The sequence below is a fragment of the Sphingomonas sp. JUb134 genome, from assembly GCF_004341505.2.
In the GTDB taxonomy this organism is placed as follows: Bacteria; Pseudomonadota; Alphaproteobacteria; order Sphingomonadales; family Sphingomonadaceae; genus Sphingomonas.
The window spans coordinates 71,736-95,628 of the sequence record NZ_SLYP02000002.1; the positions used below are offsets into that span (position 1 = coordinate 71,736).

A 23,893-nucleotide genomic window follows, 5' to 3' on the forward strand; every position below is an offset into this window, starting at 1 on the left:
CGGCCGGGCAGGGCGCGATGAGCGCCCCTCACCGACCGCGTTCTTCACGCGGACGGTGGTGCGTGCGGGACGCGGATCGGGCTAGGTCAGGAGGATGTGCCGATGGCGCTGTTAGCTATCGGTCTCAGGCTTTCCCGGGACGATGGAGAGCGCAGGCGGTTTGAAGCCACCCAACCGGAAGTGCTCACCGATCGCGGCGAGGTCACCTAGAGCATTGTATTCCTGAAGCGTCAGCACGACGCTTTCGTTGTCGTCGGCCGAGAATATCGCGCGCGGACCATGACCTGGCCAGACCCGAACCTCGGGCGAGAACGACCCGGGCGAGCCTCCCGACCACGTCCTGAACGGAAGGTCGTTGGTGCAGCAGAAGTCCTCGATATCCTCGATATTGCCGTTCTGGACCTCGTGAGCATGGAGGCGCAGGGGTTCGCCGGATGTAACGGATTCAAGCGGTTCTCCCCCCCATTCGGTCGAGAGGCCGTAGAAATCGGCGAGTTTGTACAGTTCGGGCAGTCGATCGGCGGGAAGTTTCCCCCCGATCGTAATGGAGACGGAGACGCGGTCGGCCATGTCGGGACCTCGTGATGAAGTGGACGTGCCGGTCCCGCGAGCGGTGTCATCACCATTCGCCCGGCTATCCATTCATCACCCCCTTCCCTTGAGCGTGGCCCAGGTTCGAACTGCGATATCCTGTGCTTATACGGCGATAAAGCGAAGGAATAGCTAAATTATCGATCCGATACGGTGTTGAATCGGGACTGGAGCCCATGAAGCAAAAAAAGGGCGACGCCGTGTGCCGGCGTTGCCCCGAGTTTCGGCGTGCGGGAGCGAAAGGGGGCGCGCCCGTGCGCCATGCGGTGCCGTGAGGGAGTGCACGGCACCGGGGGTGGATCAGGCGTCCTCGGCGACGCGCTGGCGGCGACCGCGGCCCTTGCCGACCGGCTCCTCGACCGGGGCGGTGGTTTCGCCCAGGCCGTTGTCGGTGGTGCCCGCATCGTGATCGGGGCCGTTGCCGACCGGGCCGCCATCGGCGCCGAACGGCGGCGACAGATCGTCATCCGCCTTGACGCCGAGCGCGGCACCGACATCGCGGCGCTTCTGGGCGCGCTGCCACACGACGTTGTACGAGCCGTCGTCCTGGCGGAAGGCCGAGACCTGCAGCGGCGCGGCGAGCGACGGATCGTCGATGCGACCGTTGAGGAACGCCTCGCCGGTGTTGTTCGAGGTGAGTTCGAAGAACGCCCCGACCTGCACCCACGTCCGGCCCGGGGTGAGCGCGTGGATCTCGTAGCGCGGCGCGCGCGGGTTGGACGACTGGACCGGCTTGAGCGCGATCGTCATCGCGACGGCGAGGGTGGAAATGCGGCCCATGAAAATGCCCGCGTCGTTCTGCTTGATCTGACCGATGTTCATGACGTGTCTCCTGTGATGTCGTGCTGGACCCCATGTCCTCGACACCGATCTTCAATCCTCCTCCCCTCCCCGGCCCTTCGGCCGGGCAGGGCGCGATGAGCGCCCCTCACCGACCGCGTCTTCACGCGGACGGTGGATCGTGCGGCAGGCGGACGATGTCGGTGCTCAGTGGGCGAGCTGGTCGGTGAGCGCGGTGCCGATATCGGCGTGCGCCGCGGCGAGCGCGCCGATCGCGCGGCTGACGACGTCGGTCGCCTCGTCGCTCGGATCGATGCACCAGCATTTGCCGGCGTGGCGGATGTCGATCAGCCGGTCGGACTTGTTGTCGATCCCGAACGTGTAGCCTTGACGCTGGTCGAAGCCGGCGACGGTGACGTCGGTCGTTTTGGCCTTGATCGTGACGACGGGCGCGACCGCGGGGGTCAGCAGCACGGTATCGCGCGGCGTTTGCGCCTGTGGGACCAGCGCGGGTGCGGGCGGCTTGCCGAGCGTCGGCATCTTCGGGATCGGCACGAGGCCGTTCACCGCGTCCTGCGCCATGTCGGCCGCCATTGCGGTCGCCATGAAGATGGCGGTGCGCGCGAGATCCTGGGCGATGGCTTCGCGGTGCGGCTCGGTCAGCGTGGGCAGGAGGTGGCAGAGTTTGGTGTCGAGCGCGAAGGCGACGGGCTCGGCGTTGGGATCGATGCACATGATCGTGACCTTTCGGCAAAATGCCCGGACCCCATGTCCAGGATGCCGATCCGGTCCCTCTCTCCTTCCGGCGCAGCCGGTGCCGGCATCGTCGCGAGGCGATGCCGTGCCGTTCAGCGAGGCGGTCGCGGATGTCGCATGAGGCGCTTCCGGGCGGCCGACAGATGATCGATCGAGCGTTGCAGGAAGAAGGCGTGCGCGCTGTCGGATTCGAGTGTCCCCAACCGGCGTTCGAGCGCCGTGATACGGTGGTGGATCGCATCGATCGTCAGCATGATATCGTCGAACGAGAGCGCGACGACGGTCTGCGGATAGGGATAGGGCAGCGCCGGCGCGACGAAGGCGAGGAAATGGGGCTGCACGGGCAAATGGTGCAGGAGGGCGGTCGCGACCGCGCGGCGGATCTGGGAGGCGCCGTGGACGAGTTCTGCTAGCAGCACGTCCATCGCCATCGGGCGGACGATGCGCAGTGCGCCGGGGTCGAGGGTGACGGCGATCGGATCGGTCGAGGCGAGACCGATGACGCCCTCCGACAGGATGGCGAGAACGTCGCCTTCCTCGATGCAGGGACCGTCATCGAGACAGGCGTCATGCGCGGCTTCGCTGGTGTCGAAATAATGGACGCGATACATGGGCTGGTCCCTTTCTGCTGGGTCAGGAATATTCCGGGCGACGTGCGGGAAACCGCGTGGGCGGGAGGCCGGAGAAGCTGAAGGCGCGGAAGCGTCCGCCGGTGTAGGCAGCCGAATCCACCGGCGGGCGATGCCGCTGCAGGCGCTCGAGCAGCCGGTTGGCGCGGCGCATCGCCGCGACCGCGGCCTCGTCGTGGTAATGGAGGGCGATCACGCGGACGAAGGTGCCGGTGTCGTACCACCATCCCCCTTCCTCGGGGCCGCCCCAGGCACGGTCGATTTCGTAGAAGGCGAGGATGCTGCGCATGGGGTCAGCTCCGGTTGTCACCGGGTCGGATGATCCTCCCGGTTCATAACAGCCGGTCCCCCTTCCCCTTCCTCAGACGTCCGGTGCTTCGTCGGGACGCTGGTGGCGCAGCGCACGCGCGAGCGCCCGCTTGCGGGCGGTCGCCGCGGCGCGCGACGGATAGGCGCCCGAGAGGCGAGAGGGGTGTGACAAGCTGTTGTCGAACACGACCCAGCCCGTTGCGGTATGGGCGACGTGCATCCCGTCGCTGCGCGAGGGGGTGGTCATGACGGGCGCGCCCGCCTGATCGCGGCCTCGGCGATGAGCTGGCCGGCAAGCGTGTTGCGATGCGACGCGATCCGGCTGTCGGGCGCAGCCACGACTTCGGCCGCGCGTGTCAGCAGCGCAGCGAGGTCAATGTCCGACATCGGCGCCGGGTTGGTCGCGGATCGCGCGGGTTCTTCCCCGGCCTTGTCGAGCATCAGCACGAGGATCGAGGGCTTGATCTCTTCGTCGAGCGGTCGACTGTCGGCGACGAACTTGCCGCCACGCGTGATCGCGAACGCGTTGAAGGTGGGTGATACCCCGTTATCGGCGTTGGGGATCGTGGTGCCGCGGTCGTGGAACTGGATGTCGATGAAGCGGGGCGGGCCACCATAAGTGGATTCGAGAAAGCAGAAGGTGACGCGGCGACCCTCGCTGGTCTTCGCCGTGATCGTGAACGCGCCGTCGGGCACGTCGATTGGTTTGTGCGGCACGTCGTTGTAGCCGGCGAAGCCCGCGGCGATCGCGTCGGCGCGCGTCATGACGGGGAGATCGGTGATATCGGGCATGATGAAAGCTCCTTGCTCTGGATCAGGCGGCACGCTTCAGCGCGATCAGGTCGGAAAAGCGGTCTCGCACCGCGCCGGCATTGGGATAGAGATCGGCGAGACCGTGCCGCGAGAGGATCGGTGCGCGGGACGCGGCGATGATGCCGGCCTCCTCGATGGTGGGAATGCGCGGCGGCCAGCCTTTGACGTAGCGCAGGTCGGGCGGCATCGCGGCTTCGAGCCGTCGCCGCTCGGCGGCATCGGCCTTGGCGAGGGAAATCCGGTTCCTCAAATTACCCGGTATGTGACGCGGTGCGACGTCGGCGAGCCAGCGTGCGGGCTGGAACGAGAAGGTTGAGGTCGCCTCGAGGCCGACCAGGTGGAGCAGCGCGGGACGGTTCGCCGGTGCCGAAGCCGATGCCTGGGCGTCGCCGAGCGATTGAAGGACGCAAAAGCGGCACGACAGTCGTGACGACTGGTAACAGGTGTAGGCGACGTGCAGCGGGATGCCGAGCGTATCGTGCGCGGCGAAGACCTGTGGTGTCGTCCAGTGCGCGATCGGGTTCCACAGCATCATCGCGGTGCCGTGCGGATTGCCGGCAGCGGCGTAGCGCGCGTCTGCTTTCCATTCGGGTGTGCGTGACCGAGCGATGCTCTCGTCGCGGCGCAGTCCCAGCACGTTGATGATAGTCTGGCCGCGCAGCAGTCTGGCGAGGTGCGGCCCGATGACATGGGCCTTCATCTCTGAGGTGCAGAAGCGCAGCGCCGAGGATGACCAGGGACCGATCAGATTATAGGTTTCGAGTGCCTCGTAGCGCGCCTTGCCGTTGGCAAAGCGCGTGGCCCAGCGGTCGAACAGGTCGCCGGCGTTGCGCCGGACGATCGTCAGCGGGACGCCGGCGTGGGCCGCGAGATCCTCGACCGTCGCGGGCGTTTCGTCCCATTCGGCACGGCCGAGGTCGGCGTGAATGGCGATACGCCGCTCGCGCGGATGGCCGAGCGCATCGAGGATCAGGTTGACCGCGAACATCGCGGCCGAGCTGTCCTTGCCGCCCGAGAGGTTGAAGACGATCCATGCGCCGCGTTCGACCGCGTCGAGGATGGCGGGCGGCAGGGCGAGGGCCGGAAGGCCGGCGACCAGGCCGCGTCCGATGTCGATGAACATGGCCGTTCAGGCCGCGAGCGGCGCTGGCAGCGCCAGCCACTCGGGTTCGTCGTTGGCGATGACCGGATCGTGTGCGCGGGCCTCGGCTTTCGAGAACACGGTCGCGCTGGCGAGTGCCCCGAAGCCGTCGTCGTTGTTCCAGAAGACGGCGTGGCCGTCCTGGTCGCGCGAGGCGAGCACGAAACCGAAGCGACCCTCGTGACCATGGGTGTCGGGATCGGCTGCGGCGCTGCGCGCGGCGCGATCGAGGATGTCCTGGGTGCTGTGGAACGTCAGCCCCGCGTCGGTAATGATGACGCAGCCGCTTCCGAACTCGCCGGGGCGCAGCCGGTCGCAGTCGGAGATCCATGCGAACCCGCAGGGGAGCGCGGACTTGCAAGCGCGGAAGATGAGCTGGGCGACCTGTTCGACGCCGAATTGATCGCCGCTGAAGAATACGCGCGCGTTCCCGTCTTCGCCTTTCCAGTCGATGTCGATCGCGCAGTCGAGATAAGGGAAATGCCAATCGTCGAATATCTCGAGGAAGCTTTCGAACTTCATCGGCCCCTTCGCCGGGAACACGGCGTGAAACGCGGGATCGAGCGCGTCATATTCGTGGGCGAGGTCGGCATCGTCGCCGTTGGTGTCGAGGATATCGACTGCCTGTTCGGCAATGGTTAGCAACGCCGCGTCGGCGTGGCTCATGGTCAGCGTGAACGCGGCCTTGGTGTAGGTGTTCGCCATGGGAATGCTCCGAAATGATGGGAAATCGCTCTGTGCGGTCGCGCTCAGGCGTCCGCGGCCTCGGCGAGACGCGCGTTGGCGGCCGCGGCCTCGGCGGGGTAAGCCTGCGTGAGATTGCCGTGCAGGACCGCGAAATCCGGGATCGGGAAAAGACCGTTCGGCCCGGGCCGGGTAATCAGCAGCGCGCTGATGACGGCATCGGCCGGATCGGCATGGACGATGGTGGGCGTCTCGCCGTTATACTCGACCGGCGCGGTGAAGCCCGCCTCGCGCCAGGTGGCGAGTCCCTCCTCGACGCGTGTCGCATAGTCGGCGACGGCCTCGTCGAGCTCGTTCTCGATATGGAGGACGAGTTCGACATAGCGACCGAAATCGTGTCGGTTGGACAGGCCGGCGAGGCGGCATCCCGGGGGCGGCGGGCCGTAGCGTGCGATCAGCGCGGACTTGTAGACCGCGATTTCGAGGCGGTTGAGGCTGTCGAAGTTGGGCGACTGGCCGAGTTGCGCGCAATCCTCCTCGGCGGGACCGGCACCGAGATCGATAAAATATGGCATGGGGCTCTCCGTCGATCGTCATTGATCGACGCGCCCCATCCCCCTCCCCTTTCTTGTCGGGTACTCAGTCGCCGAAGAAGCGGCGCTTGATGGCGATCTGCGCCTCGCCATCGGACTGGCCGAGGGTCATCAGCCGGTCGGTCTCGAGCGTGATCGCGAGATCGGCGGGAAGATCGGCCCAGCGTGAGGCGATGGTGACCGCGGCGGCCGCTGTGGTCAGCTCGCCGGGGTGCGCGCCATGCCATGCGACGGTTTCGTCCTCACCCGTGAGATGCGGGTGCGGGCGCAGCACCTGGACGAAGAAGGTGCCAAGCGGGCGGTCCCACCCGATGCTGACGCTGGTGCCGGGTTCGATACCGGGAAACTGGTGGCGGCTCATGGCGATCCTTTCAGGGTCAGTGCAGCGAGATCCACTCGCCGTGCCAGGGGCGCGGGTGCGGGTAGAAGCGAAGAACGCCTGGAACATCGGTTTCGCCGCTGGCGAGGCGTTCTTCCAGCCAGAGGATGTAGAGCGCGGCGTCGGCGAGATCGCCGGCGAGCAGATCGTCGAGCATCGCGGCCTCGCGCGCGGTCTGTTCGTCGAGCGCGGACCAGTCCAGCGCATCGAGGAAACGGTCGCGTCGATCGGTGTAGCGCGCGATGCGGGCAGCGTCGGCCTGGACGCTGGCGATGGCGAGATGGATATCCACGGGCGGTGCTCCTTCCGGCATGTCGGTGACATGCCGCCCGCTCCCGCTCCCCTTCCCTCGCGCCGCTGGCGCGGGGATCATGCCGCGAGGATTTCGCGGATCGCGTCGCTCCGGCGCGGATAGGCAAGCCGGGGCAGATCGCGCGCGGTGCGCCGGGCGTCGCGCGTCAGCTCGAAGCAATAGGTGAATAGCGGGCTTTGCCGGTGCGGGCGGAGCAGATTGTCGGCACGGAGCCGCGCGAGCCAGTCGGCGGGGTGTTCGTGCGCCTCCGGCCTCGGCGCACCGAGCCGCACCAGCTGGTCGATCGCCCCGGCATGGCCGGATTCGAGGTTGCGGATCTTCGACAGCGTTCTCTCCGAGATCGTCTCGCCGGCGATGCGCAGCACCGTCCGCGGCCTCGTGCGGCCGCGATAGGCGCCCGACAGCGCGGCATAGACGACGCCGCAATGGCCGAAGGCGGGATCGGAGAAGCTGACGACAGCGTCGATCCGGGGCTTGGCGAGGCGCAGGAGGCGGAAGGCGCGCGACGTGAAGAAGCTTTCGCCGTTCGCGGCGACCGAGGGCAGGCAGATGAGCCGTTGCAGTACGCAGCCCCGAGCGGGATCGGCATAGCCGGTGTGCCGGGTGATGACCGCGCCGGTCGCCGGCACGCCGAACACGATGAGACCGACCAACGTGGATCTGCCCGGGTCGCCCGGACCGAACAGCCCGCAGGCGAGCTGGGCGGCGGGATAGCGCGGGAGGTAATGATGGTCGGCGAGGAATGCGCGGGCAGTATCATGGGCGACGACATCGACGGCGTAGCGGCGCGGGTCGATCACGCTGTCGCCGGCAACGAACAAGCTGCGCCGGTCGCGCCAGCGCTGGGAGCGGTCGGTGAGCATGGTTACCTCCGTCAGGCCGCGTCGGCGTAGATCTCGGCCGCCCAGGTCTCGATCCATCCGGTGGTGATCTCATCGTGATCGAGATCGCCGCTCTCGATCAGGGCGCGGATCTCGGCGCGAGCCTGCGCGATCGCGCGTTCCCAGGGGTCGGCGGTTGGTGGCGGTGGAGCAGACGCCGCGGCCTCGGGCAGGTGGCGCGGTGTTTCGAGCGTTCGCGCGCATTGCGTGCGATACCAGCGTTCCATGAAGTCGGCGCCGAGCGCGTCGGTCTTGGCGATGCGATGCCTGAGCGCGTGCTGTCGCACGCCTACGCCCCATCCCTGGCTGTCTATCGAGGCGATCCAGCGTGCGAACGGCGTGAGGTACGGCAGGGCATCGCCTTTCACCCCGAAGAGGTGCGCCTTGACGCCGATCGGCAGGATGCGGGTCAGCCGCTCGACGACGGCGATCAGCCCTTCGGGACCGTGGATCGGTCGCCGGCACATGCTGCCGATGCCGACGACGGTGCCGGGCAGGATCAGACCGCCGATCGCGTCGAGTGAACGGACGTAGTCGTCGGGCACGCGGCCCTGCAGCACGGGCATCAGCCGGTCGCGGATGGCCAAGTCGTCGGCGCGGGCAAAGCATTCTCGGTTGGTGGCGGTGGTGCGCGCGATGCGGTCGAGCACTTCCTCGCGGTCGTGGGCAACGCCCTCTTCGCAGCAGTAATCGACCGACGAGATGCGTCGGAACGGCCATGACGCGGCGAGCGCCATGTAATCGGCGATGCTCCAGGGAAGCCCGCCATAGCGGACCATCATGGTGTAACCGGCGGAATCGAGGTCGACGCTGGCGAGCGGTCGCGCGTTGGCGAGCGTTCCGGTGCGCCATCCCGACCACTCGCGCCAGCCATCGGCCTTGCGCCAGCGCGACAGACAATTGGCCGAGATCAGCACCGGTGCTTGCAGCGCGACCGCGCGCTGAAGGATAGGCCCGTTTGCGAGATGCGGCAGGCCGAGGATGATCTCGATCGTCATCGTCTAGCGGCCAGCTAGCTGATAGCTGTCGGCCATTCCGACAATACGCATCACAGATCCTCGCGCAGCATGAGCGTGAGAACACGGCGCGTGATGCTGGCGTCGGCGGGGTCTTCCGATCCCCATTCCAGCGCCACGTCATAATAATCGATACGGAAGTGTATCGTCTCGCCTGACAGCTCGAACTGGCCGCGATCGCGCTCGGGACAGTCGGCGGGGAAAGTGTAGCGGCGCAGCGCCTGCAGGACATGCGCCTGGGCGACGGCTTCCGAGGCGAGCGTGCCGTTCGACAGCGCGCCGAGGCACGCGCGCGTCATGACGATCTTCGCGGTGCGGTCGAACCCCTGGCGGCAACGGTCGTTGAGCCTGGCCACGGCTTCGAGGCGCGTTTCGGTGGCGGTCGAAATCATGTGATGATCCTCCGTTTGGTCGATAGCGATGGTGGCGGGGACTTCAGGCGGCGAGCGCGTCGCTTCGTCCCCGGCCTCGTTCGGGAAAGGCCGCATGGAAGCGGTCGAGCCAGTCGCCCATCGTCGGGCGCTCGCCGAGCGGGATGACGGCCGCGACATCCTGGAACCGGATGAGGTCGAGCGGCGCATCGCGGATGATCCGGTCGATCTCGTCAGCCGGCAGGAGGTGCTCGTCGCGGATGAAGGCGGTCATCGATCCCGGGCGCGCGCGGGTCGATCTGCGCCACAGGCCCTCGACCGTGTGCAGTCGCGGGGCGGCGCGTGCCTCGACCAGCACGATGAGTCGCAGGCACCATTGCGGGAGGCCGCGGATTTCGCTCGGATGGTTGGCGATGCACAGCCAGCACGCCGATTTGGGTGGCACCGGCAGACCCTCGGCCTGGATGCGGGCGACGCAGTCGGGCCGGTCCCATCGCCATTCGCGCAAGGGGTACTCGCAGTCGTACAGCGGATCGTCGATCGACAGCGCATGGTTGGCGCGCGCGGTGTCGCGCGGTCCGGCGTCATAGCCGATCAGGCGAACGACGCGCTGCCCGCGCGCCCAAGCGTCGACCGCTGGTTGCCAGGTCGACAGGAATTTGTCCTGCGGCGCCTTCTTGTATTTGAGGCTGCAACTCGACCCGCCGAGCGACTTGCTCGGCAGCGTGGCATTGGTCAGGCACATCTCGAGGATGCCGTAATAGGGCGGCCAGTGCTTGAATCGCTTCGGGACATAGCTGACCAGCTCGAAACGGATACCGCGGTCGCGCATCCAGGGCCGGATCACGTCGAGATATTCGTAGGTCGCCGGTTTCTCGACCGAGGTATCGGCGGTCAGCACGAGGTCAGGCGCTTCGCCGCGCGCGTGCTTCTCGATCAGCAGCGCGGTGCTGTCGACGCCGATGCCGTAGGCCAGCACCACTGGTGGCGGCGGCGCCAGCGGCACGACCGGAACTGGCGCGCCGGTCATGGCGCCTCCTCCGGTTCTAGATAGGTGTCATAGGGCGCACCGGCAGACTCGATCCAGCTACCCTCCTCGTCGAGATTCTCGATCCGTGCGAGCAGCGCCGCCTTCAGCTGGCGCGCATCGACGTCGTGGCCCTTGTCGTCGTTCGAGACGAGGCTGAAGGCGAGCGTGTAGGCGTGGTTGTAGCGCGCCATGTCACGCGTCCTCCGCCGCGGCCTTGGGCGCGGCGGGAACCGCGCGGGGCGTGATCGTCACGTCGAGCCGGTCGCGATTGATGACGACGGTGACCGTCCGGTCCTCGGGGACGAGGAAATAATGCCCCGCCAGCTTGTCGCGAATGCGGTTCTCAAGCGCGGCATCGTCGCCTTCGAGCAGGCCGATGATTCGTTCGGCGGCATCGGCCTGGAAGCGCTCGAGCTGCGTATCGTAGCTGTCGGCATCGCTGTCGTCGCTGGCATAGAAGATCGCGCTTTCGAGGATGTCGGCGACGCCGAGCGCGGTGATTTCGCTGCCCCGGCGGACGAAGACGGACGTCTCGTCGACCGAGTTGCACGACCATTGGTCGGGTGCGAAGGCGACATCCGCGTCGGTCGATACCTCGATGAATGCGCCGGCGTGGCTCATCGTCGCCTCGAGCGTGATAGCCTCGACCCAACCGTTTTCCGCCTCGGCGGGGGCTTCGCGGCTGTCGGAGACGATGAAGGTGCGGTCGCCCTGGGTGACGCGGAACCGCATATCCTCGACACGGGCGAGGATATCGTACCAGCCATAGCCCTTGAACGCGTCCTGGGCCTCGACCAGCGGACCACCGAACGGATTATGCTTCGCGATCGCCGCCTGCGCGGGTTGGCCGATCAGCGCATCGAAGTCGGGCATCAGCACCATGCCGGTGTCGGTCACGCGTGCGCCGCTCTCGTAGTTGCGCGAGCTGTCGGCCGCATAGGCGGTCCATGCGAACAGATAGGGCTCGGCTTCGGGTAGTGCGATACCGAGCGAGCGCGCCTCGCGCCAGTCATGCGCCGACAGCCGGTGCGTCCCCGCGGCCTCGATCGCGCGGTAGATCGCGAGCCGGACCGCATCGCGCAGGGCGGCGATGCCGGTGTTCTCGACCACTTCCTTGCGCGCCGGGAGGACGAGCTGGATTTGCGGCGCGTCGAAGATGTCGACCCGCGCGATCCAGTGGCCGCCCCGGTCGACTTCCTGAACATACGGCAGGTCGCACGGGATGGTCAGCCCGTGGAAGTTGAGGCGTCCGTCGCGCGAGGAATAATGCGAGGGGTGTTTCTGGAACACGCCGATGCGCACGCCGTACCATTCCTCGACATGGACCGCGTCCTTCAGCCAGTCCTCCTGCGGAAGGACCGCGCCGTTCCAGGTCACGGGAACCGGATAATGTTTGGCGGCGCGGGCCACGTCGCGCTCGAGCGTCTTCAGCCACTCGTCGGGCACGCGCACGGTGATCGCGGTGCCGCGCATGATCGGATCGGGTTCGATCGCGATCGGGCGGCTCGTCTCCCACGCCGAGGCCGGGATATGCGCCATCCAGCCCTGGCGGTCGGGTTTCGAGAAGGAGCGGATGATGACGTCGCGGCCTGCGAGGCTGAACACGCCCATGCCGGCGGGATCTTCGGCGCGGCGCGTCTCGTCGGACCAGCCCGAGCGGCCGAGCGTGACGATGCTCACCGGATCGGCGATGCCGTGGCCGTCATCGGTGATGTGCAGGAAGTGCTCGGCGCCGGCGCCGTTCAGCGCGAGCGCGACGCCGGTCGCACCGGCGCGGCGCGCGTTCTGGAGGAGTTCGCAGATGACGTCGAACGCGGTATTGTTGAACAGGCGCGTGACCTTGGCGATCGTCTCGGGGGCGACCGCGGTCGCGATGGTGGCGGGAATCATGGGAGTGCGCTCCTGGAAAAGGGCTCAGGCGTCCGTCACGCCTTCCCTCCCCGCTCCCTCTCTCCTTCATCGGCGCATCGGGCCGAGCCCTGGTCAGCCTGCCTTGCCGTCGCGGAACGCGCCGACCACGGTGTCCGCGTCCCAGTGACCGCTGAGGATACCGCGACGCGGGACCGAGTTGATCGCATAGCGCCGCGCCGCGAGGAGGCGGGCACGCCGGGTGTCGCGGTCGATCGGCGCGCCGGTTGCGATATCGCGGGCGAGGCGAAGCGGCGTCATGGCTTTTCCTCATCGATTGTGCCGGGGATGGCAACATGGTCGGTGACGCCCGTTCCCGAAGGATCGAGCGCGATAATTTCGGCGAGCGTCCAGGGGGCTGCGCGGCGCGGGCGACGCGAGAAGCGAAGCTCGTGCTTTTCGGCATATTTGTGGACCGCTGGATATTTGCGGCCGATCGCTGCCGCAACATCAGGCAGCGCGACGCCGAAGTCGTGCGCGATGCGCAGCGCCCGGATCTCCTCTTCGGTCCATTTCCGGTGATAGCCGTGGACAAGGCCGAGGATGTTCGCGCGCGTGAACAGCGAAGCCTTGGTGCGACCCATCTTCGTCGCCAGGGCGTCCATCGGCATCGTGCCGTAAAGGTCGCGCAGCCTTTCCAGATCATTGTCGCTCCACACCGGCCCGCCCCGGAACCCGTCGCGGTTGGCATGTGTGCCGCGCAACCCGAGATAGTCGGCGCGCCAGCGGATAGAGCATTTCGTGCGGCCGAGCCTGGTCGTGAGCGGGGTCAGGCTTGCCCCGTCGGCATAGGCGCGGATGAGCAGTGTGTCTTCGTCAGGGGTCCAGTTGCGGCCCCATCCCCGGCCATAGCCGAGCTTGCGCAGGTGCGGCCCGAAGCCAGCCTTGGTCCTGCGCGGAAAGCCCTCTGTGGCGAGAATGTCGATGATCGCGATATAACGAAGCCCCTCCCCGGCCAGCGTCAGCGCCCGCGTCGCCTCGGCCTCGGTCCAGTCAGCGGGCTTGTTGGGATGGCGCAAACCGAGCGCGTTGGCACGGGTCGCGGTGCCGGACAGCGGGCGTCCGATCAGCGTGGCGATCTGTGCGATCGGGATCGCCTGCGCGTAGCCGGCGCGCAGCTGGGCATCCTCCCAGTCGCTCCATTTTGGAGGATTTCCTTCGGTCAGCCCGAGCACGCCCGCGCGGGCATAGACGCTGGTGCAGGCGCGGCCGAGATCTCCAGCGAGATCGGCCGTGGGGCGAAGGCCATATTCGCGGGTGAGCCATGCGTCTTCGTCGGTCGACCACGGACGCGACGAATTGCGGCGCAGGCCCAGTTTGGCGATCTTGTCGCGCACGCCGGCGCGGCCGCGACCGAGCGCGGCGACGATGTCGTCGATCGCAGCGTCGTCGCAGAACATGCGTTCGACCGTGGCGATCTCGTCGGGGGTCCAGGCATCGTGCCGGAACGGCATCTCGCGCAGGCGCCCGCACGGCTCGGGCAGCTTCGGACACGCGACCAGCTCGACGATATCGGGCGCGAGGTCGGTCACAGCGACACCACGGCGACGTCGCTCAGCCGCGCGCGCAGCCGTGCATGCAGGCGGGCGATGCGGTCGTCGCCCTTGGGCATGGTGTCGACCGCGGCGATCGCCGACAGGAGGTTGAGCGCGCGGTCGGTGCGCTCGGCGTCGAGCGACAGGTGCCGTGCGAGGTCGCGCGCGGTGCTGGCGTTGGGGGAGATGCGCTTCAGCGCGTCCATGATCGCGGCCGCGTCGGTCGCAGCGGGATCGAGCAGGAACGCGTCGAGCGCGCGCGTGCCCTTGAGGGCGATGGCGGGGCCGTGGTCCGCGACCTCGGCCAGGCCCGCGAGATCGAGCAGCTTCGCCGCCTCGTCGGCATCGACGGACGCGGCGGCACGCAGTTCCGGGGTCTTGCCGAGATGTTCGGTGATGGTGGGATCGATATGCGCCAGCACCGGGGTTGCCGACAGCGCCGGACCCATCGCGAAGAAATCGCCGGGGGCGAGGTTGCGCAGCAGGTCGGCGTCACGCGCGGGAAAGCCGAGCAGGTCGGCCGCGCGCGCGATGTCGCGGTCGAAGACGTTGAGCCCGACCAGCACGTTCTGCAGCTCGGACACGACCGAGGTGGAGAGCTTCGCGAGGCGCTGGGTGGCGATGACGGGGGCGAGACCGCGCTTGCGGCCGCGCGCGCACAGGTCGGTCAGGGTGGCGACGCCGAGCCGGCGGGCATCGGCATCGAGCGCGGAACCGGCGACATGCGGTGCGAGCAGATGGCCCTCGTCGATGCACACCAGCATGGTATGCGCCCAGTCCTCGCGCGGTGCGCCGACCAGGCCGGCAAAGAACGCGGCTGCCTTGATGATCCGCTGGTCGGGATCGAGGTCGGTGAGGTCGATGTGCATCGACAGCCGATGTCGCCGGCTGCGCGTCGCCGCGGCCGTCAGCCCGTCGGCGGTGAGTTCGACCGCGCGGATCGTGGTCGCGCCGATATGGCGGGCGAGGTTCTCGAATTCCCCCTCGGGGTCGACGATCGCAAGCGTCGTATAGTCGAACGCCTCCTCGATGATCCGGCGCAAGGTCCTGCTCTTGCCCGCCCCGGAGCTGCCCTGGATGAGCAGGCGTCCGGCAAGCAGGCGATCGAGGTCGAGGCTGAGCGTGCCGGTCGAATGATGGCCGAGCGGTACGCGATTGTCCGCGGCCTCGGGCGCGCGAATCGGGGTGACACAGGTCATGGCGTGGTCCTCCGGGTCAGGCGGCGTCGGCATCAGGGGGCGCCGGATCGTTGGCTGGGATGGCGGGAGCGTCGGGATCGGGAGCGGGCGCACCATCGAGCGTCCGCCATTCGAGCATGTCGTCGCTTTCGCGCTCGCAGTCCTGGCAGGTGGTGGAATCGTAGGTGCTGAGCAGCACCCAGGCCTGTTCGGGCTCATCCCAGGCCGCGACGGCGTCCTTGGTGACGTTGTCGCTGCCGCAGTCGTCGCACACCGGCTTGACCCGGGAGGCGGCAGGCGAGCACAAGCGATCCCCGGTGCAGATCGACCAGTCACCGTAGAATTTGCCGTCGTAGGGCAAGCAGTCGCCGGCGAGCTGAATGGCGTGTTCGCCGTAGCCGTCGTGGAAATGAATTTCCGAATTCGGGAAGAACTTTTCCAGGACCGCCTTCGCGCCGCGGATCTTCACCTCGCTGCCATAGGTGGTGTGGACATAGTCGAGCGGTCCGATCGCGGGGCCTTCGCAGCCCCAGTCTTCGACGTCCTCGTCGGGCGTGGCGCGGCCGTGGAACAGATAGAGATAGACGCTCATCGTGGCGGTCCTTTCAGGCGCTGAGGAGGAGGTGCGCGAGCGCGCTCGCGTCGACCTGTTTGGAGATCGGGGCGGTGCTTTCGACGCGGACCGCGTCGAGGCTCTCGAACGTCTCGGGCATCTGGCGGCGTTCGTAACGGTCCTTGTCGACGAGACCGTGGATCGGCGCGCCCTCGTGGCGCGCGAAGCCGAGCGCATCGACGCTGACGACACGGCGGAAGACGCAGCCGACCTTGCCCTCGGGCACCCAGTCCGCCCAGGAACCCGACGCCGAGACGCTCTCGTACTGGCCGATGATCACCTGATAGGCGGCGCGGCGGCGGACGACGTGGCTGTCGTGGATCGACACTTCCTCGCCGGTCAGCGCGGTCCAGCGGTCGGGATGCCAGCAGCGCACCGAACGGCGCGCGTTCTCGACCTGCAGGGCGATGCCCGGAATGGGCAGGCGGCGAAACTCGCTGCCGAAGGCGTAGAGCACCAGCGCGTAATCGACGTCTTCCTCATAGTAAGGATCGTCGCGGCGCAGCGCCTCGGGCATCGCGGCCTGGCGTTCGTCCGACAGGACATATCCGCCATGACTGGGTGTCGATACGCGCCAGATGCCGGGCAGGACCTGGTCAGCGCGGTCGGGTGCGTCCCAGGGTGTCGTCTCAGGGCGTGGGCTGGGCTGGAACCGGGTCATCTGTCGTCTCCCTCAATGGATTCGACAGATTCCCTCTCTCTCTCCTCCCCCTCGGCAGACCGGGATGATGGCGGCAGGCAGGGTCGTTCATGGTGCAGCCGTGACTGGCCGCACGGATCGCGCTCACGCGCAAAGTGTTCTCAGTCCTGATATTTCACGACAGGAGATCGATCATGGGTGAAGCAACCGACAAGCTGAAGGCGGCAGGCAACAAGCTGGCCGGCAACGTCAAGGAAAGCATCGGCAAGGCGACCGATAACGCCAGTCTCGAAGCCGAGGGCAAGGCGCAGAAGGTCAAGGGCGCCGGTCAGGACGTCAAGGGACCGGTCAAGGGCGCGCTCGGCGACGATATCTGACCCCCCCGACCTTCGATGACACGATCGGGCCGCTTCGGGCAACCGGGGCGGCCTTTTCCTTGCGCGCCGGGAATCCGGGATTCCGAGCGCCACCTTTGAAGATCGACTTGAGGCTGCGCGGGCGCTCGGCTAGCCGTGCCGCGACCACGGTCATCCAGATCGCATCGCACCCCGTGGACGGCCTCGCGCCGCGCGCCTGATTGCAGCGCAGATGCTTCAGCAGGCCGTTCGACAGCGATCGCCGTCCACCCGCGCTGCGCAGCGTGACATGGTCGAACGTCGGGTAATCGGGATGATGGCGGGCGAGGCGCCGCGGGCTCGGCAGGGGCATCCCGCATCCGGCGCACAGCGACGACTGCGCCCAGCGCAGGATCCGCCGCTGGTTTCTGGCTTGGGTGGTCGATGCCATGATGCGAGAATGGTGGCCCTGGATTAAATTCCTGCCAACGACGTCATCCGATGTGCAGCTGGTCAAGCACGGCGGTTTCGAGACTGTCGCCTTCGAGATCCTCGGCATGGATCGTCACGACGGGGGCGATCTCGCGAAGTTTCTCGACCTGGCGCAGCTTCAGCCCGAGCGCATCGGCGTCGTCGCCGGTGACGACCTCGAGCGCCGCCTCGATCACCTCGCCGGTGGTGAAATCACGCAGGTCGAGAAGGAGGTCTGGACGCATCTCGCCGATCGACGTCGCGATATCGAACAGGAGCCGCTTGAACCCGACGCCGATGCCGCGCCGGCGAAGCCGGTACTGGAGATCGAGCAGGCCGACGATCGTCTTGCGTTCGGCGAGATTGTGGATCGCGACGAAATTGGCGGGGCGCGCGATCGGCTGCGCATAGGCGCGCAGGCACGCATAGCCCTCGCGCGGGTTGTGCTCGCCGACGACGGCCAGGACCAGATACGGCGGTCCGATGTGGCGCTGGTGGACGCCGATGTGGCGGATGCGGTTCTTGACGATCAGCTCGCGCCCTTCGGCAAGCGTGATGGTCGAGCCGGAGACGTCGATCGCATACAGGAGGAGGAAGGCCTGCGGGGCGTGCTCGCTCGGCCATTTCTTCGCCGCCTCGCGCAGTTTCGCGAACACGACGCCGCGTTCATAGGGGTCGATATGGGTGTAGAGATGGCGCGCGAGCGGGATGCCCGGTGCGATCTGGACCCGCTCGGCCGCGGCGCGCATCGCCGCGAACTCGCTCGCCATCGATGTCGTGCGCGGCTCGCCGACCTCGAGTGGTTCGACGACGTTGACCTGCGCCATTTCCATCAACTGCCACAGCAGGCGCGCGAGGCGCGGGATCGCGACGCCGCGGGTGCGATCGTCGGGTTCGCTGTCATCAGGGAGCTGCGCCAGCTTCTCGGGGGCGAGCCGGTGCGCCGAGAACAGCCCGTCGGGCTCGTTGATCGTGCGCGGGGTGGTGGTCGCCTTCTCGCGGATGCGGGGCGGCGCCTGCTCCCGGAAGAACGGGCAGTCGACGTCATGTTCGGGGCGACGCTGGCGGATGCTGGTGAGCCGGCGCAGGTAATAGGTTTCGGCTTCGGAGAGATAGGCCGGCGAGAGTAGCGGCGGGTCCGTCCCCTCCCCCAGGCAGTCGCAGGCTATCCACTGGTGATGATCGCGTGCCTTGACCACCATGATGACCGAGGCGCGGTGATCGCTGTCCTCGCCTTCGCCTGTGTACCAGCGCACCAGCGCCTCGCGCACCACGTCGGGTACGGGCGAGCGCAGGGTAAGACCCCGGGTATCGCGTGGGACGAGCCACATGGTGGTGAAGCTACTCCATAATGCTTGCCTTGTCGCCTTTGTTCACGTTACGTTCAATGAACAAAGGAGCTGGCCATGAAGCGTTCGGAATTTATCGGAGAGTTCGACCTCGATGCGGTGCTCACCGAATTGTCGGTCGATCTGGATATTCGCGTTACCCGGCGCATGCTCGCGGGGGCGTGCATCGGCAGCAATCCGGAGGATGCGTATCTCTCGGCGCGCGAGTTGCGGGAATCGCTCGAATGGATCCACGAGGGCGAGAACGAGGGCAAGGTCAAGCTGACCACGATCCTCAGCACCGCGTGCGACGATTTCCAGCGGTGCCTCTATTATTGCGTCGCCGGCAAGGGCGTCGTGACCATGCTCGACGATCTCGTCTGGCTGGAGAAGCTGCTGGAGGCGCGCGGTCGCATCGCCGGGCACATCTATCGCAACAAGCTGCCGGTGAAGCCGCTGGTCAATCCGTATGTCGCGGCCGAGCCGGATGGTCCGTTGGGCCGCTTCGACCCCGCGTTCGCGATCGGCGCGTCCTGGTCGCATGACCCGGGACCCGATTACGATTCCGACGATCGTGGCCCCGGTCCGAAGCTCAAGGGCTGACGACAAAAAGAAAAGGCGGTTCGGCAAGGGAGCATGCCGGACCGCCTCTTCCAGGGGGGGATATCAGTAACGCGCCTCGCACGCGAGCCGTTCCCCGCGCCGCCAGCGCGCCGGATCGATGAATTCTCCCGCATAGGCGCCGCGGCCCGCTGATCGCGCCTGTTCGGCCGCAGCGACATAGCGCGCGGCGCGCTGCGGATCGCCGCGCAGATATTGCGTCGCCGGCACCGCCAGACCCTGCAGGATCAGTTGCTCGCCCAGGTCGTAGCCGTCGACCGTGACGATGGCGATCGGACGGCCGTAGCTGCTCGCGCCGGTCATGCGGATCGTGGCGACACTGCTCTTGAGGATACGCGAGGCGGAATCCTGCGCGAACTTGCCGCACGGATAGCAGGCACCGTCCTTCGAGCACATCTGCTTGCGCTCGAAGGCGTCGGCCCCCGACAGGCGGAAATCGACCGAGACCGTGTCGCCGTCGATCGCCCGCCCCTCGCCGGTGATCGTCGCCCCGTCGCGGCCTTGGGGTTCCCCTGCCCCGCAGGCGGCGAGCGCGGCGATGCCGAGGAGCAGGGCGCCCCTCATGCGTAGCGCAATTCGACTTCGACGTTCGGCCCGTCGACGATGACCGGGAGGACGCGGAAGGGTTGCAGCGGATCGCCGGTGCGCACGATCGAGACCTGGCGTGCGCCGGCATCGAACATCCGCATGGCGACGCGCTGGGCATGGGCTCGGCTGCAGAGCTGCGACCGCTTCGGGCTGGGTGTGACGGGCGGATACGGGGCGGACATGGCGATGATCCTGACGTGGGGGATGTCGGCGATCAACCGAACACCGTCTTGTGGACGCGAGTTTCGGGCTTGGGCGGCACGAGTGTCCACGCCCATTTGCGAAGGTTACCGATCCGATATTTCGGGTAGCTGTTGCCGGGGATCGCGAGCGAGATCTTGCGGCCGCGCTTGTGGACGATGAACTCGTCTCCCTCATAGCCGTCAACGAAGGTGACCTTGCTCGGCAAGCGGATGTGCATGCCGTGTTCGAGCGGGCGTACCGGGGTCGCGAGCCGCTCGAGGCAGCGTCGGCGCCAGTCGAGCGCACCGGGATCGTCGGTATCGCCGAGCAGCGAGAGGATGCGCTCGGGGCATTCGGCCTCGCAAGGCCCGGCGTGTTCGGTCAGTCGGGTAGGATTGGTGCTGCTCAGAGAGTCAGCCCTGATCCCCCCGCCGAACCGCACGTGCAGCTTTCACTGCATGCGGCTCTCCGCTGCGATAACACCATTCATGTTTCGGCTATCGGGCAATTGGCCTCGATGGATGTCGGCGTGACACAGATCGCACAGGACTTTCGTCTTACGCGCCCGTGCGGCCTTCATCATCGTGGCTAAACCACAGTGCTTAACATCGGCGAGCCCTTCGACATGATGGACGTGACACGGCCGGTCCGTCCGCCCGCATGCCTCGCATTGCTTGGCATTCTGGCGATCGACCCAGTCGGTTCGTGAATGCGAATAGATTTGCGTCCAAGGTGGGGTATCCACCTTGACCGGGTCAATCCATTCACGCTTCAGATCCATCAGCTTCCAGACTCTGACCGACCGGGGCTGGCCGTCAGCGACGTAGCCGACGCTATATTCCTGCCCCGACCTCATACGGGCGGCGACAACACGCACGCTACTTTTGTGCTTGCTCGCCAAGGTCTTGAACATGCTCCAGCGCTGGATGAACTCAAGCCGGTTAAGCTTGAATTTCACGTCCCGTGCCAAGGCGTAATAGTTCGCGAACCCCCGCAGTTCGGCGTTGTAGGCAAGGACGATCTCGGCATCGCTACAGCTAAGAAGGGTGTTCCGGTGACGGGCCTTCAAGACAGCCATATCCCCGTAGCCCTTCTTGGAGGCGAACTCGAACACCTTCTCCCACGGCACGTTGAGTTGCATCACCTCCGAAGGAGGCCGGCGGGTGAAGTGCTGTGAGCCACGCCGGCTCCGCACTGTCCACTGGCGACCCGTGTAGGTTCGCACCTCGTAACCGAGAAAGGCGGTGCCATCGCTCGCCTTGCGGATACCGCTCTTCTCCTCGGACACGCTAAGGGCCAATGCGTTGGTCAGGAAACCCTCAACCTCGGCGAAGACCTGTCGCGCATCTTCCTTGCTGCCGATCACCCCGAAGAGAAAATCATCGGCATAACGGCAGTAGCGAAGTCGGCGATACCCGGCGTCCATGCCGTCTCGCGACGGTAGGGTACGCATCTGTTTGGACAAAACGTCGATCTTGGCCAATATGGCCGCCATCGTTGCCTCGTCAGCGTTGCCGCGTGCCTGATGACTTTTGAGCCGCTTTCGCTGTTTCGCGATGCGCGCTGCCAGTCGCCCATACTCCGGGTTCGTGGCGCGGGCCTTTCCCTTCTCAAAGGCGGCAATCCGTTCTGCGACGAACTCATCGAGCTCGTGCAGATAGATGTTCGCCAAGATCGGGGAGACGATCCCGCCCTGTGGAGTGCCGCTGTAGGTCGGATTGTGCGTCCGCCCCTCCATTACCCCTGCCTTCAGCATGTCGCCAATCAGGCCAACGAACTTCTCGTCGTCGATCCGTTTCCGCAACAGCCTGAGCAGGACGTCATGGTCGATGTTATCGAAGAACCCAGTGACATCCACGTCAACAAGCCACTTCACGCCCGTCCAGACGGCTTTAACATGTTCAAGTGCCGTGTGACACGATTTCCCCGGTCGGAATCCGTGCGAGGCGTTCGAAAACACCGGCTCATAGATCCTTTCGAGAAGCTGACGTACCACTTCCTGGACGAGACGGTCGTCGCGCGTGGGTATCCCCAGCGGACGCCGCTTTCCCTTGCTTTTCGGGATGAACACCCGACGCACTGGTTTCGGCTTGTAGGCTCCGGTTGTGACGCTGGCGATCAACGGAGCGAGGTCCTCGGGACCGAAGTCCGCGAAGGTCTCGCCATCGACGCCCGGCGTCATCGCCCCCCGATTGGAGGCGACCTTACTCAGTCCCTGCTCCCAAAGAAGCCGAGACCCCATCAGACGGTGAAGCCCATTCACCCGTTTGCCCGACGCTGCCAGCGTCGGAATGGCCTCCAACCGGGCCATCACAGTTTCAGGTAGCATCAGCACACCCCATGATTGCCGATTGAAGTGTCGCAACTGCCGCCCTTCTCCCGATGGTCCCCGTTTTCGGCCCGGTCGCCCGTTCCTTATGCGGATGCACCGTCTCCCCCGTGGAGGAGCTGTCCCGGGCATTACCCCGGGCATTTGAATACTATTGCGGCTCCGTACCCATGCAGGTCGGCCAAAGCCGCCTGTTTAGGGCATCCCGTAGTTACACTGATTGGAGATACGACGCGGTTAGGTGTCCCGTTCATCCACTGAACCCCTCGACGAGAGGCGCGCCGGACGGGCTGAGGAGCAAAGGGCCAAGACATGAGACCCTTGCCATCGTCCGGAATGGCGTATCAGTCGCTTTCGCCAATTTCCGCTATATAAAACGCTGCAGACTGGGATTTAAGCAGTGTAGCCTTCACCATGCGCGTCTTGCCCTGACCGGCATCGCCCCTTTACGACTGGGACGCGTTCGGCCTTGCTCCAAGCATGCTATTGTCCCCCGTCCGTTTCCGGATTTCAGATCTTTTAGACCCGAGGTTAGCTTGGCGGGCAGAGGCTTCCTCAACTTACCTCATCATTGCTGATACTCCTTTCAGCGCCACAACGGCGCACTATCCTTGTAGGCGAACACGAATCCGTCCTTGGCCCGCGGATTCCAGCTGACCAGGCAGACGGCCGCGAAGGCGGGTTCGTCGGTGCCGTCGGTCGACGGCACCACGGCCGCGTACCAGACCTTGTTGCGCAGGCAGGAAGAGGCGATGACGCGCAGCGCCTTGCCCTTCCCGTCGGCATCGCGGTTGTCGTAGGTGAATTGCGCGTCGAGATAGGCTTTGGGGCCTGTGTGCGGGAACATCGACGACAGCGGCATGCTTAGCCAGCCCATGATGGCGGTCCTTTCGCGTGTGTGGACGGGTGATCGATCAGCCGAACAGGCTGACCGGCTCGGCGACCGGCGGTGTGAGCCGCAATTCCTTGCGCAGCCGCACGGCGAACCGCTCGGGCGCGAGCAGGTCGCGGATCGAGGCGTAGCAGTCGCGCTCCCCGAGGTGATCGTGACGACCGCTGACGCGGCGGTAGATGACCTCGCGGTCGGCCATGGTGCCGTGGAGCGATAGCTGCATCCACAGCTCCTCGCCGTGGAGGGTGATCTCGCCGGACCGGGAGGCGTGGCTGCGGTTCGAGCGAAGGTCGTAGTGCGCGGGGTCGAGCCCCAGCGTTTCGGCGAGCCGGCGCAGCGCCTTGCGTCCGTCGCTGTGGAAGCGATCCTTGGCGGCCGCATCGTGCGCGACGCCGCGCACCGCGAGCGTCAGCAGCGCCGGGTGCTGTCGCAGCTCGGCGATACGGTCCATGCAGCGCCGCTTGAGGAGCGCGTCTTCGGACTGCCGCGCGGTGACGCTTGCGAGATGGCGGGCGAGCAGGATGACCGCGGGATCGGTCTCGAAGGCGATGCCGGCGTTGCGGCAGTCGTCGATCGCGCGGGTGATGGCGTGAAGGCTTGCTCCAATCGTGACCAGCGCGCTCGGGTCGAGCGCCTGCTGGTGGCGGAAGGCGACATCGTAGGGCATGAGCGATCTCCCGAGCGCCTCACGCGCTCAGAAATTCGCTCCCCCTCCCCTTCACGATAACCAGTTACGTAATTGCTCCGGTATTTCAGGATCGATGTCCTCGCCCGGTTGCATAGGCCGCAGACCCTGCTCCGCATCGACCGCGGCCTGCAGATGACAGGCGGCAACGGTCGCTCCGTCGTCGGTCGCGTCATAAAGCGCGAGCGCCTGCCGCATTAGCGCGAGCCGTATATTATCGCTCATGCCAGTCTCCCACTACGGTCTGCCGCCATGATTGCGTTCGGGGCAAACGAAAGCAGGCCCATAATGGTTGTAACGG

The 23,893-nt window shown here is 66.5% G+C and carries 34 protein-coding genes; 2 read left to right on the plus strand and 32 right to left on the minus strand.

The window, feature by feature from the left end; genetic code table 11:
• Positions 1-111 precede the first annotated feature (111 nt).
• From EDF69_RS16580 to EDF69_RS16690, 23 genes are all read right to left on the minus strand, one after another.
• Positions 112-570 (minus strand): hypothetical protein, encoded by a 459-nt coding sequence (locus tag EDF69_RS16580; protein WP_052192542.1) that lies wholly within the window; start codon positions 568-570, stop codon positions 112-114.
• A gap of 321 nt (positions 571-891) precedes the next feature.
• Positions 892-1,413 carry a DUF736 domain-containing protein gene (locus EDF69_RS16585; RefSeq protein WP_033967161.1) on the minus strand — a complete coding sequence of 174 codons (522 nt, stop codon included), beginning with the start codon at positions 1,411-1,413 and terminating at the stop codon, positions 892-894.
• Between the two features lie 165 nt (positions 1,414-1,578).
• Positions 1,579-2,106 (minus strand): hypothetical protein, encoded by a 528-nt coding sequence (locus tag EDF69_RS16590; protein ID WP_033967159.1) that lies wholly within the window; start codon positions 2,104-2,106, stop codon positions 1,579-1,581.
• A 113-nt stretch (positions 2,107-2,219) separates the two neighbouring features.
• On the minus strand, positions 2,220-2,738 hold the full coding sequence (locus EDF69_RS16595) for a hypothetical protein (RefSeq protein ID WP_010409110.1): 519 nt from the start codon (positions 2,736-2,738) through the stop codon (positions 2,220-2,222).
• 22 nt (positions 2,739-2,760) lie between these two features.
• Positions 2,761-3,045 carry a hypothetical protein gene (locus EDF69_RS16600; protein WP_066675310.1) on the minus strand — a complete coding sequence of 95 codons (285 nt, stop codon included), beginning with the start codon at positions 3,043-3,045 and terminating at the stop codon, positions 2,761-2,763.
• A gap of 72 nt (positions 3,046-3,117) precedes the next feature.
• A complete protein-coding gene (locus tag EDF69_RS16605) occupies positions 3,118-3,312 on the minus strand; it encodes a hypothetical protein (protein ID WP_010409103.1) in 195 nt (64 codons plus the stop codon).
• The gene (locus EDF69_RS16610) at positions 3,309-3,857 is read right to left on the minus strand and encodes a hypothetical protein (protein WP_035386550.1); all 549 of its coding nucleotides are present in this window, start codon (positions 3,855-3,857) and stop codon (positions 3,309-3,311) included. Before EDF69_RS16610 ends, EDF69_RS16605 begins: the two co-directional genes overlap by 4 nt.
• Positions 3,858-3,879: 22 nt before the next feature.
• Complete coding sequence (locus EDF69_RS16615; RefSeq protein WP_010409098.1) at positions 3,880-5,001, minus strand: phosphoadenosine phosphosulfate reductase domain-containing protein; 1,122 nt, start codon at positions 4,999-5,001, stop codon at positions 3,880-3,882.
• 6 nt (positions 5,002-5,007) lie between these two features.
• Complete coding sequence (locus tag EDF69_RS16620) at positions 5,008-5,724, minus strand: hypothetical protein (protein ID WP_062126508.1); 717 nt, start codon at positions 5,722-5,724, stop codon at positions 5,008-5,010.
• A 44-nt stretch (positions 5,725-5,768) separates the two neighbouring features.
• The gene (locus EDF69_RS16625; protein WP_010409093.1) at positions 5,769-6,278 is read right to left on the minus strand and encodes a hypothetical protein; all 510 of its coding nucleotides are present in this window, start codon (positions 6,276-6,278) and stop codon (positions 5,769-5,771) included.
• Between the two features lie 64 nt (positions 6,279-6,342).
• Positions 6,343-6,657 (minus strand): hypothetical protein, encoded by a 315-nt coding sequence (locus tag EDF69_RS16630; protein WP_010409090.1) that lies wholly within the window; start codon positions 6,655-6,657, stop codon positions 6,343-6,345.
• Positions 6,658-6,673: 16 nt separating this feature from the next.
• A complete protein-coding gene (locus EDF69_RS16635; RefSeq protein ID WP_010409087.1) occupies positions 6,674-6,967 on the minus strand; it encodes a hypothetical protein in 294 nt (97 codons plus the stop codon).
• A 77-nt stretch (positions 6,968-7,044) separates the two neighbouring features.
• Entirely contained in the window at positions 7,045-7,851 is an 807-nt protein-coding gene (locus EDF69_RS16640) for a Mom family adenine methylcarbamoylation protein (protein ID WP_062126506.1), read from the minus strand.
• 11 nt (positions 7,852-7,862) lie between these two features.
• On the minus strand, positions 7,863-8,867 hold the full coding sequence (locus EDF69_RS16645) for a deazapurine DNA modification protein DpdA family protein (RefSeq protein ID WP_066278431.1): 1,005 nt from the start codon (positions 8,865-8,867) through the stop codon (positions 7,863-7,865).
• A 50-nt stretch (positions 8,868-8,917) separates the two neighbouring features.
• Positions 8,918-9,277: a DUF3768 domain-containing protein gene (locus tag EDF69_RS16650; protein ID WP_062126565.1), complete on the minus strand. Its 360-nt coding sequence runs from the start codon at positions 9,275-9,277 to the stop codon at positions 8,918-8,920.
• Between the two features lie 43 nt (positions 9,278-9,320).
• Positions 9,321-10,286, minus strand: coding sequence for a hypothetical protein (locus EDF69_RS16655; RefSeq protein ID WP_062126500.1), 966 nt, complete (start codon positions 10,284-10,286; stop codon positions 9,321-9,323).
• Positions 10,283-10,477 carry a hypothetical protein gene (locus EDF69_RS16660; protein ID WP_062126497.1) on the minus strand — a complete coding sequence of 65 codons (195 nt, stop codon included), beginning with the start codon at positions 10,475-10,477 and terminating at the stop codon, positions 10,283-10,285. Before EDF69_RS16660 ends, EDF69_RS16655 begins: the two co-directional genes overlap by 4 nt.
• A gap of 1 nt (position 10,478) precedes the next feature.
• Complete coding sequence (locus EDF69_RS16665; protein ID WP_062126492.1) at positions 10,479-12,176, minus strand: ATP-binding protein; 1,698 nt, start codon at positions 12,174-12,176, stop codon at positions 10,479-10,481.
• Between the two features lie 93 nt (positions 12,177-12,269).
• Positions 12,270-12,455, minus strand: a complete 186-nt coding sequence (locus EDF69_RS16670; protein ID WP_132884032.1) for a hypothetical protein — start codon at positions 12,453-12,455, stop codon at positions 12,270-12,272.
• On the minus strand, positions 12,452-13,726 hold the full coding sequence (locus EDF69_RS16675; RefSeq protein ID WP_024310654.1) for a hypothetical protein: 1,275 nt from the start codon (positions 13,724-13,726) through the stop codon (positions 12,452-12,454). The genes EDF69_RS16670 and EDF69_RS16675 overlap by 4 nt, the downstream gene beginning before the upstream one ends.
• Entirely contained in the window at positions 13,723-14,928 is a 1,206-nt protein-coding gene (locus tag EDF69_RS16680) for a helicase HerA domain-containing protein (RefSeq protein ID WP_010408937.1), read from the minus strand. The genes EDF69_RS16675 and EDF69_RS16680 overlap by 4 nt, the downstream gene beginning before the upstream one ends.
• A gap of 16 nt (positions 14,929-14,944) precedes the next feature.
• Positions 14,945-15,499 (minus strand): hypothetical protein, encoded by a 555-nt coding sequence (locus EDF69_RS16685; RefSeq protein WP_062126489.1) that lies wholly within the window; start codon positions 15,497-15,499, stop codon positions 14,945-14,947.
• Between the two features lie 13 nt (positions 15,500-15,512).
• The gene (locus tag EDF69_RS16690) at positions 15,513-16,181 is read right to left on the minus strand and encodes a DUF7007 domain-containing protein (protein WP_165890051.1); all 669 of its coding nucleotides are present in this window, start codon (positions 16,179-16,181) and stop codon (positions 15,513-15,515) included.
• Between the two features lie 173 nt (positions 16,182-16,354).
• Between EDF69_RS16690 and EDF69_RS16695 the strand changes: the two genes are divergently transcribed.
• Positions 16,355-16,537: a CsbD family protein gene (locus EDF69_RS16695; RefSeq protein ID WP_132884031.1), complete on the plus strand. Its 183-nt coding sequence runs from the start codon at positions 16,355-16,357 to the stop codon at positions 16,535-16,537.
• Here EDF69_RS16695 and EDF69_RS16700 read toward each other — a convergent pair.
• Both EDF69_RS16700 and EDF69_RS16705 read right to left on the minus strand, forming a co-directional pair.
• Positions 16,509-16,946 (minus strand): HNH endonuclease, encoded by a 438-nt coding sequence (locus EDF69_RS16700; RefSeq protein ID WP_062126486.1) that lies wholly within the window; start codon positions 16,944-16,946, stop codon positions 16,509-16,511. The genes EDF69_RS16695 and EDF69_RS16700 overlap by 29 nt on opposite strands.
• Positions 16,947-16,989: 43 nt before the next feature.
• Positions 16,990-18,297, minus strand: coding sequence for a hypothetical protein (locus tag EDF69_RS16705; protein WP_062126483.1), 1,308 nt, complete (start codon positions 18,295-18,297; stop codon positions 16,990-16,992).
• Positions 18,298-18,372: 75 nt separating this feature from the next.
• On the opposite strand from EDF69_RS16705, the gene EDF69_RS16710 reads away from it, so the two are divergent.
• Complete coding sequence (locus EDF69_RS16710; protein ID WP_016510268.1) at positions 18,373-18,897, plus strand: hypothetical protein; 525 nt, start codon at positions 18,373-18,375, stop codon at positions 18,895-18,897.
• 63 nt (positions 18,898-18,960) lie between these two features.
• On the opposite strand, the gene EDF69_RS16715 is transcribed toward EDF69_RS16710, so the two are convergent.
• The 7 genes from EDF69_RS16715 to EDF69_RS16745 all read right to left on the minus strand — a co-directional run bounded on the left by EDF69_RS16715 (position 18,961) and on the right by EDF69_RS16745 (position 23,817).
• Complete coding sequence (locus EDF69_RS16715; RefSeq protein WP_037447358.1) at positions 18,961-19,479, minus strand: thermonuclease family protein; 519 nt, start codon at positions 19,477-19,479, stop codon at positions 18,961-18,963.
• Positions 19,476-19,721, minus strand: a complete 246-nt coding sequence (locus EDF69_RS16720; protein ID WP_079247040.1) for a hypothetical protein — start codon at positions 19,719-19,721, stop codon at positions 19,476-19,478. The genes EDF69_RS16715 and EDF69_RS16720 overlap by 4 nt, the downstream gene beginning before the upstream one ends.
• Entirely contained in the window at positions 19,718-20,128 is a 411-nt protein-coding gene (locus tag EDF69_RS16725) for a DUF6927 domain-containing protein (RefSeq protein ID WP_132884030.1), read from the minus strand. Before EDF69_RS16725 ends, EDF69_RS16720 begins: the two co-directional genes overlap by 4 nt.
• 9 nt (positions 20,129-20,137) lie before the next feature.
• Positions 20,138-22,015 carry a reverse transcriptase domain-containing protein gene (locus tag EDF69_RS16730; RefSeq protein ID WP_132884029.1) on the minus strand — a complete coding sequence of 626 codons (1,878 nt, stop codon included), beginning with the start codon at positions 22,013-22,015 and terminating at the stop codon, positions 20,138-20,140.
• Between the two features lie 586 nt (positions 22,016-22,601).
• Positions 22,602-22,892: a hypothetical protein gene (locus EDF69_RS16735; protein ID WP_024310642.1), complete on the minus strand. Its 291-nt coding sequence runs from the start codon at positions 22,890-22,892 to the stop codon at positions 22,602-22,604.
• A gap of 37 nt (positions 22,893-22,929) precedes the next feature.
• Complete coding sequence (locus tag EDF69_RS16740) at positions 22,930-23,574, minus strand: hypothetical protein (protein WP_010408914.1); 645 nt, start codon at positions 23,572-23,574, stop codon at positions 22,930-22,932.
• Positions 23,575-23,625: 51 nt separating this feature from the next.
• Positions 23,626-23,817 (minus strand): hypothetical protein, encoded by a 192-nt coding sequence (locus tag EDF69_RS16745; RefSeq protein ID WP_024310640.1) that lies wholly within the window; start codon positions 23,815-23,817, stop codon positions 23,626-23,628.
• Positions 23,818-23,893 lie beyond the last annotated feature (76 nt).

What these genes read in the sequence shown, in the direction of transcription:
- EDF69_RS16580 (WP_052192542.1), bottom strand. Translation starts at nt 570, where the DNA reads ATGGCCGACCGCGTCTCCGTCTCCATTACGATCGGGGGGAAACTTCCC.
- EDF69_RS16585 (WP_033967161.1), bottom strand. Translation starts at nt 1,413, where the DNA reads ATGAACATCGGTCAGATCAAGCAGAACGACGCGGGCATTTTCATGGGC.
- EDF69_RS16590 (WP_033967159.1), bottom strand. Translation starts at nt 2,106, where the DNA reads ATGTGCATCGATCCCAACGCCGAGCCCGTCGCCTTCGCGCTCGACACC.
- EDF69_RS16595 (WP_010409110.1), bottom strand. Translation starts at nt 2,738, where the DNA reads ATGTATCGCGTCCATTATTTCGACACCAGCGAAGCCGCGCATGACGCC.
- EDF69_RS16600 (WP_066675310.1), bottom strand. Translation starts at nt 3,045, where the DNA reads ATGCGCAGCATCCTCGCCTTCTACGAAATCGACCGTGCCTGGGGCGGC.
- EDF69_RS16605 (WP_010409103.1), bottom strand. Translation starts at nt 3,312, where the DNA reads ATGACCACCCCCTCGCGCAGCGACGGGATGCACGTCGCCCATACCGCA.
- EDF69_RS16610 (WP_035386550.1), bottom strand. Translation starts at nt 3,857, where the DNA reads ATGCCCGATATCACCGATCTCCCCGTCATGACGCGCGCCGACGCGATC.
- EDF69_RS16615 (WP_010409098.1), bottom strand. Translation starts at nt 5,001, where the DNA reads ATGTTCATCGACATCGGACGCGGCCTGGTCGCCGGCCTTCCGGCCCTC.
- EDF69_RS16620 (WP_062126508.1), bottom strand. Translation starts at nt 5,724, where the DNA reads ATGGCGAACACCTACACCAAGGCCGCGTTCACGCTGACCATGAGCCAC.
- EDF69_RS16625 (WP_010409093.1), bottom strand. Translation starts at nt 6,278, where the DNA reads ATGCCATATTTTATCGATCTCGGTGCCGGTCCCGCCGAGGAGGATTGC.
- EDF69_RS16630 (WP_010409090.1), bottom strand. Translation starts at nt 6,657, where the DNA reads ATGAGCCGCCACCAGTTTCCCGGTATCGAACCCGGCACCAGCGTCAGC.
- EDF69_RS16640 (WP_062126506.1), bottom strand. Translation starts at nt 7,851, where the DNA reads ATGCTCACCGACCGCTCCCAGCGCTGGCGCGACCGGCGCAGCTTGTTC.
- EDF69_RS16645 (WP_066278431.1), bottom strand. Translation starts at nt 8,867, where the DNA reads ATGACGATCGAGATCATCCTCGGCCTGCCGCATCTCGCAAACGGGCCT.
- EDF69_RS16650 (WP_062126565.1), bottom strand. Translation starts at nt 9,277, where the DNA reads ATGATTTCGACCGCCACCGAAACGCGCCTCGAAGCCGTGGCCAGGCTC.
- EDF69_RS16655 (WP_062126500.1), bottom strand. Translation starts at nt 10,286, where the DNA reads ATGACCGGCGCGCCAGTTCCGGTCGTGCCGCTGGCGCCGCCGCCACCA.
- EDF69_RS16660 (WP_062126497.1), bottom strand. Translation starts at nt 10,477, where the DNA reads ATGGCGCGCTACAACCACGCCTACACGCTCGCCTTCAGCCTCGTCTCG.
- EDF69_RS16665 (WP_062126492.1), bottom strand. Translation starts at nt 12,176, where the DNA reads ATGATTCCCGCCACCATCGCGACCGCGGTCGCCCCCGAGACGATCGCC.
- EDF69_RS16670 (WP_132884032.1), bottom strand. Translation starts at nt 12,455, where the DNA reads ATGACGCCGCTTCGCCTCGCCCGCGATATCGCAACCGGCGCGCCGATC.
- EDF69_RS16680 (WP_010408937.1), bottom strand. Translation starts at nt 14,928, where the DNA reads ATGACCTGTGTCACCCCGATTCGCGCGCCCGAGGCCGCGGACAATCGC.
- EDF69_RS16685 (WP_062126489.1), bottom strand. Translation starts at nt 15,499, where the DNA reads ATGAGCGTCTATCTCTATCTGTTCCACGGCCGCGCCACGCCCGACGAG.
- EDF69_RS16690 (WP_165890051.1), bottom strand. Translation starts at nt 16,181, where the DNA reads ATGACCCGGTTCCAGCCCAGCCCACGCCCTGAGACGACACCCTGGGAC.
- EDF69_RS16695 (WP_132884031.1), top strand. Translation starts at nt 16,355, where the DNA reads ATGGGTGAAGCAACCGACAAGCTGAAGGCGGCAGGCAACAAGCTGGCC.
- EDF69_RS16700 (WP_062126486.1), bottom strand. Translation starts at nt 16,946, where the DNA reads ATGGCATCGACCACCCAAGCCAGAAACCAGCGGCGGATCCTGCGCTGG.
- EDF69_RS16705 (WP_062126483.1), bottom strand. Translation starts at nt 18,297, where the DNA reads ATGTGGCTCGTCCCACGCGATACCCGGGGTCTTACCCTGCGCTCGCCC.
- EDF69_RS16710 (WP_016510268.1), top strand. Translation starts at nt 18,373, where the DNA reads ATGAAGCGTTCGGAATTTATCGGAGAGTTCGACCTCGATGCGGTGCTC.
- EDF69_RS16715 (WP_037447358.1), bottom strand. Translation starts at nt 19,479, where the DNA reads ATGAGGGGCGCCCTGCTCCTCGGCATCGCCGCGCTCGCCGCCTGCGGG.
- EDF69_RS16730 (WP_132884029.1), bottom strand. Translation starts at nt 22,015, where the DNA reads ATGCTACCTGAAACTGTGATGGCCCGGTTGGAGGCCATTCCGACGCTG.
- EDF69_RS16735 (WP_024310642.1), bottom strand. Translation starts at nt 22,892, where the DNA reads ATGGGCTGGCTAAGCATGCCGCTGTCGTCGATGTTCCCGCACACAGGC.
- EDF69_RS16740 (WP_010408914.1), bottom strand. Translation starts at nt 23,574, where the DNA reads ATGCCCTACGATGTCGCCTTCCGCCACCAGCAGGCGCTCGACCCGAGC.
- EDF69_RS16745 (WP_024310640.1), bottom strand. Translation starts at nt 23,817, where the DNA reads ATGAGCGATAATATACGGCTCGCGCTAATGCGGCAGGCGCTCGCGCTT.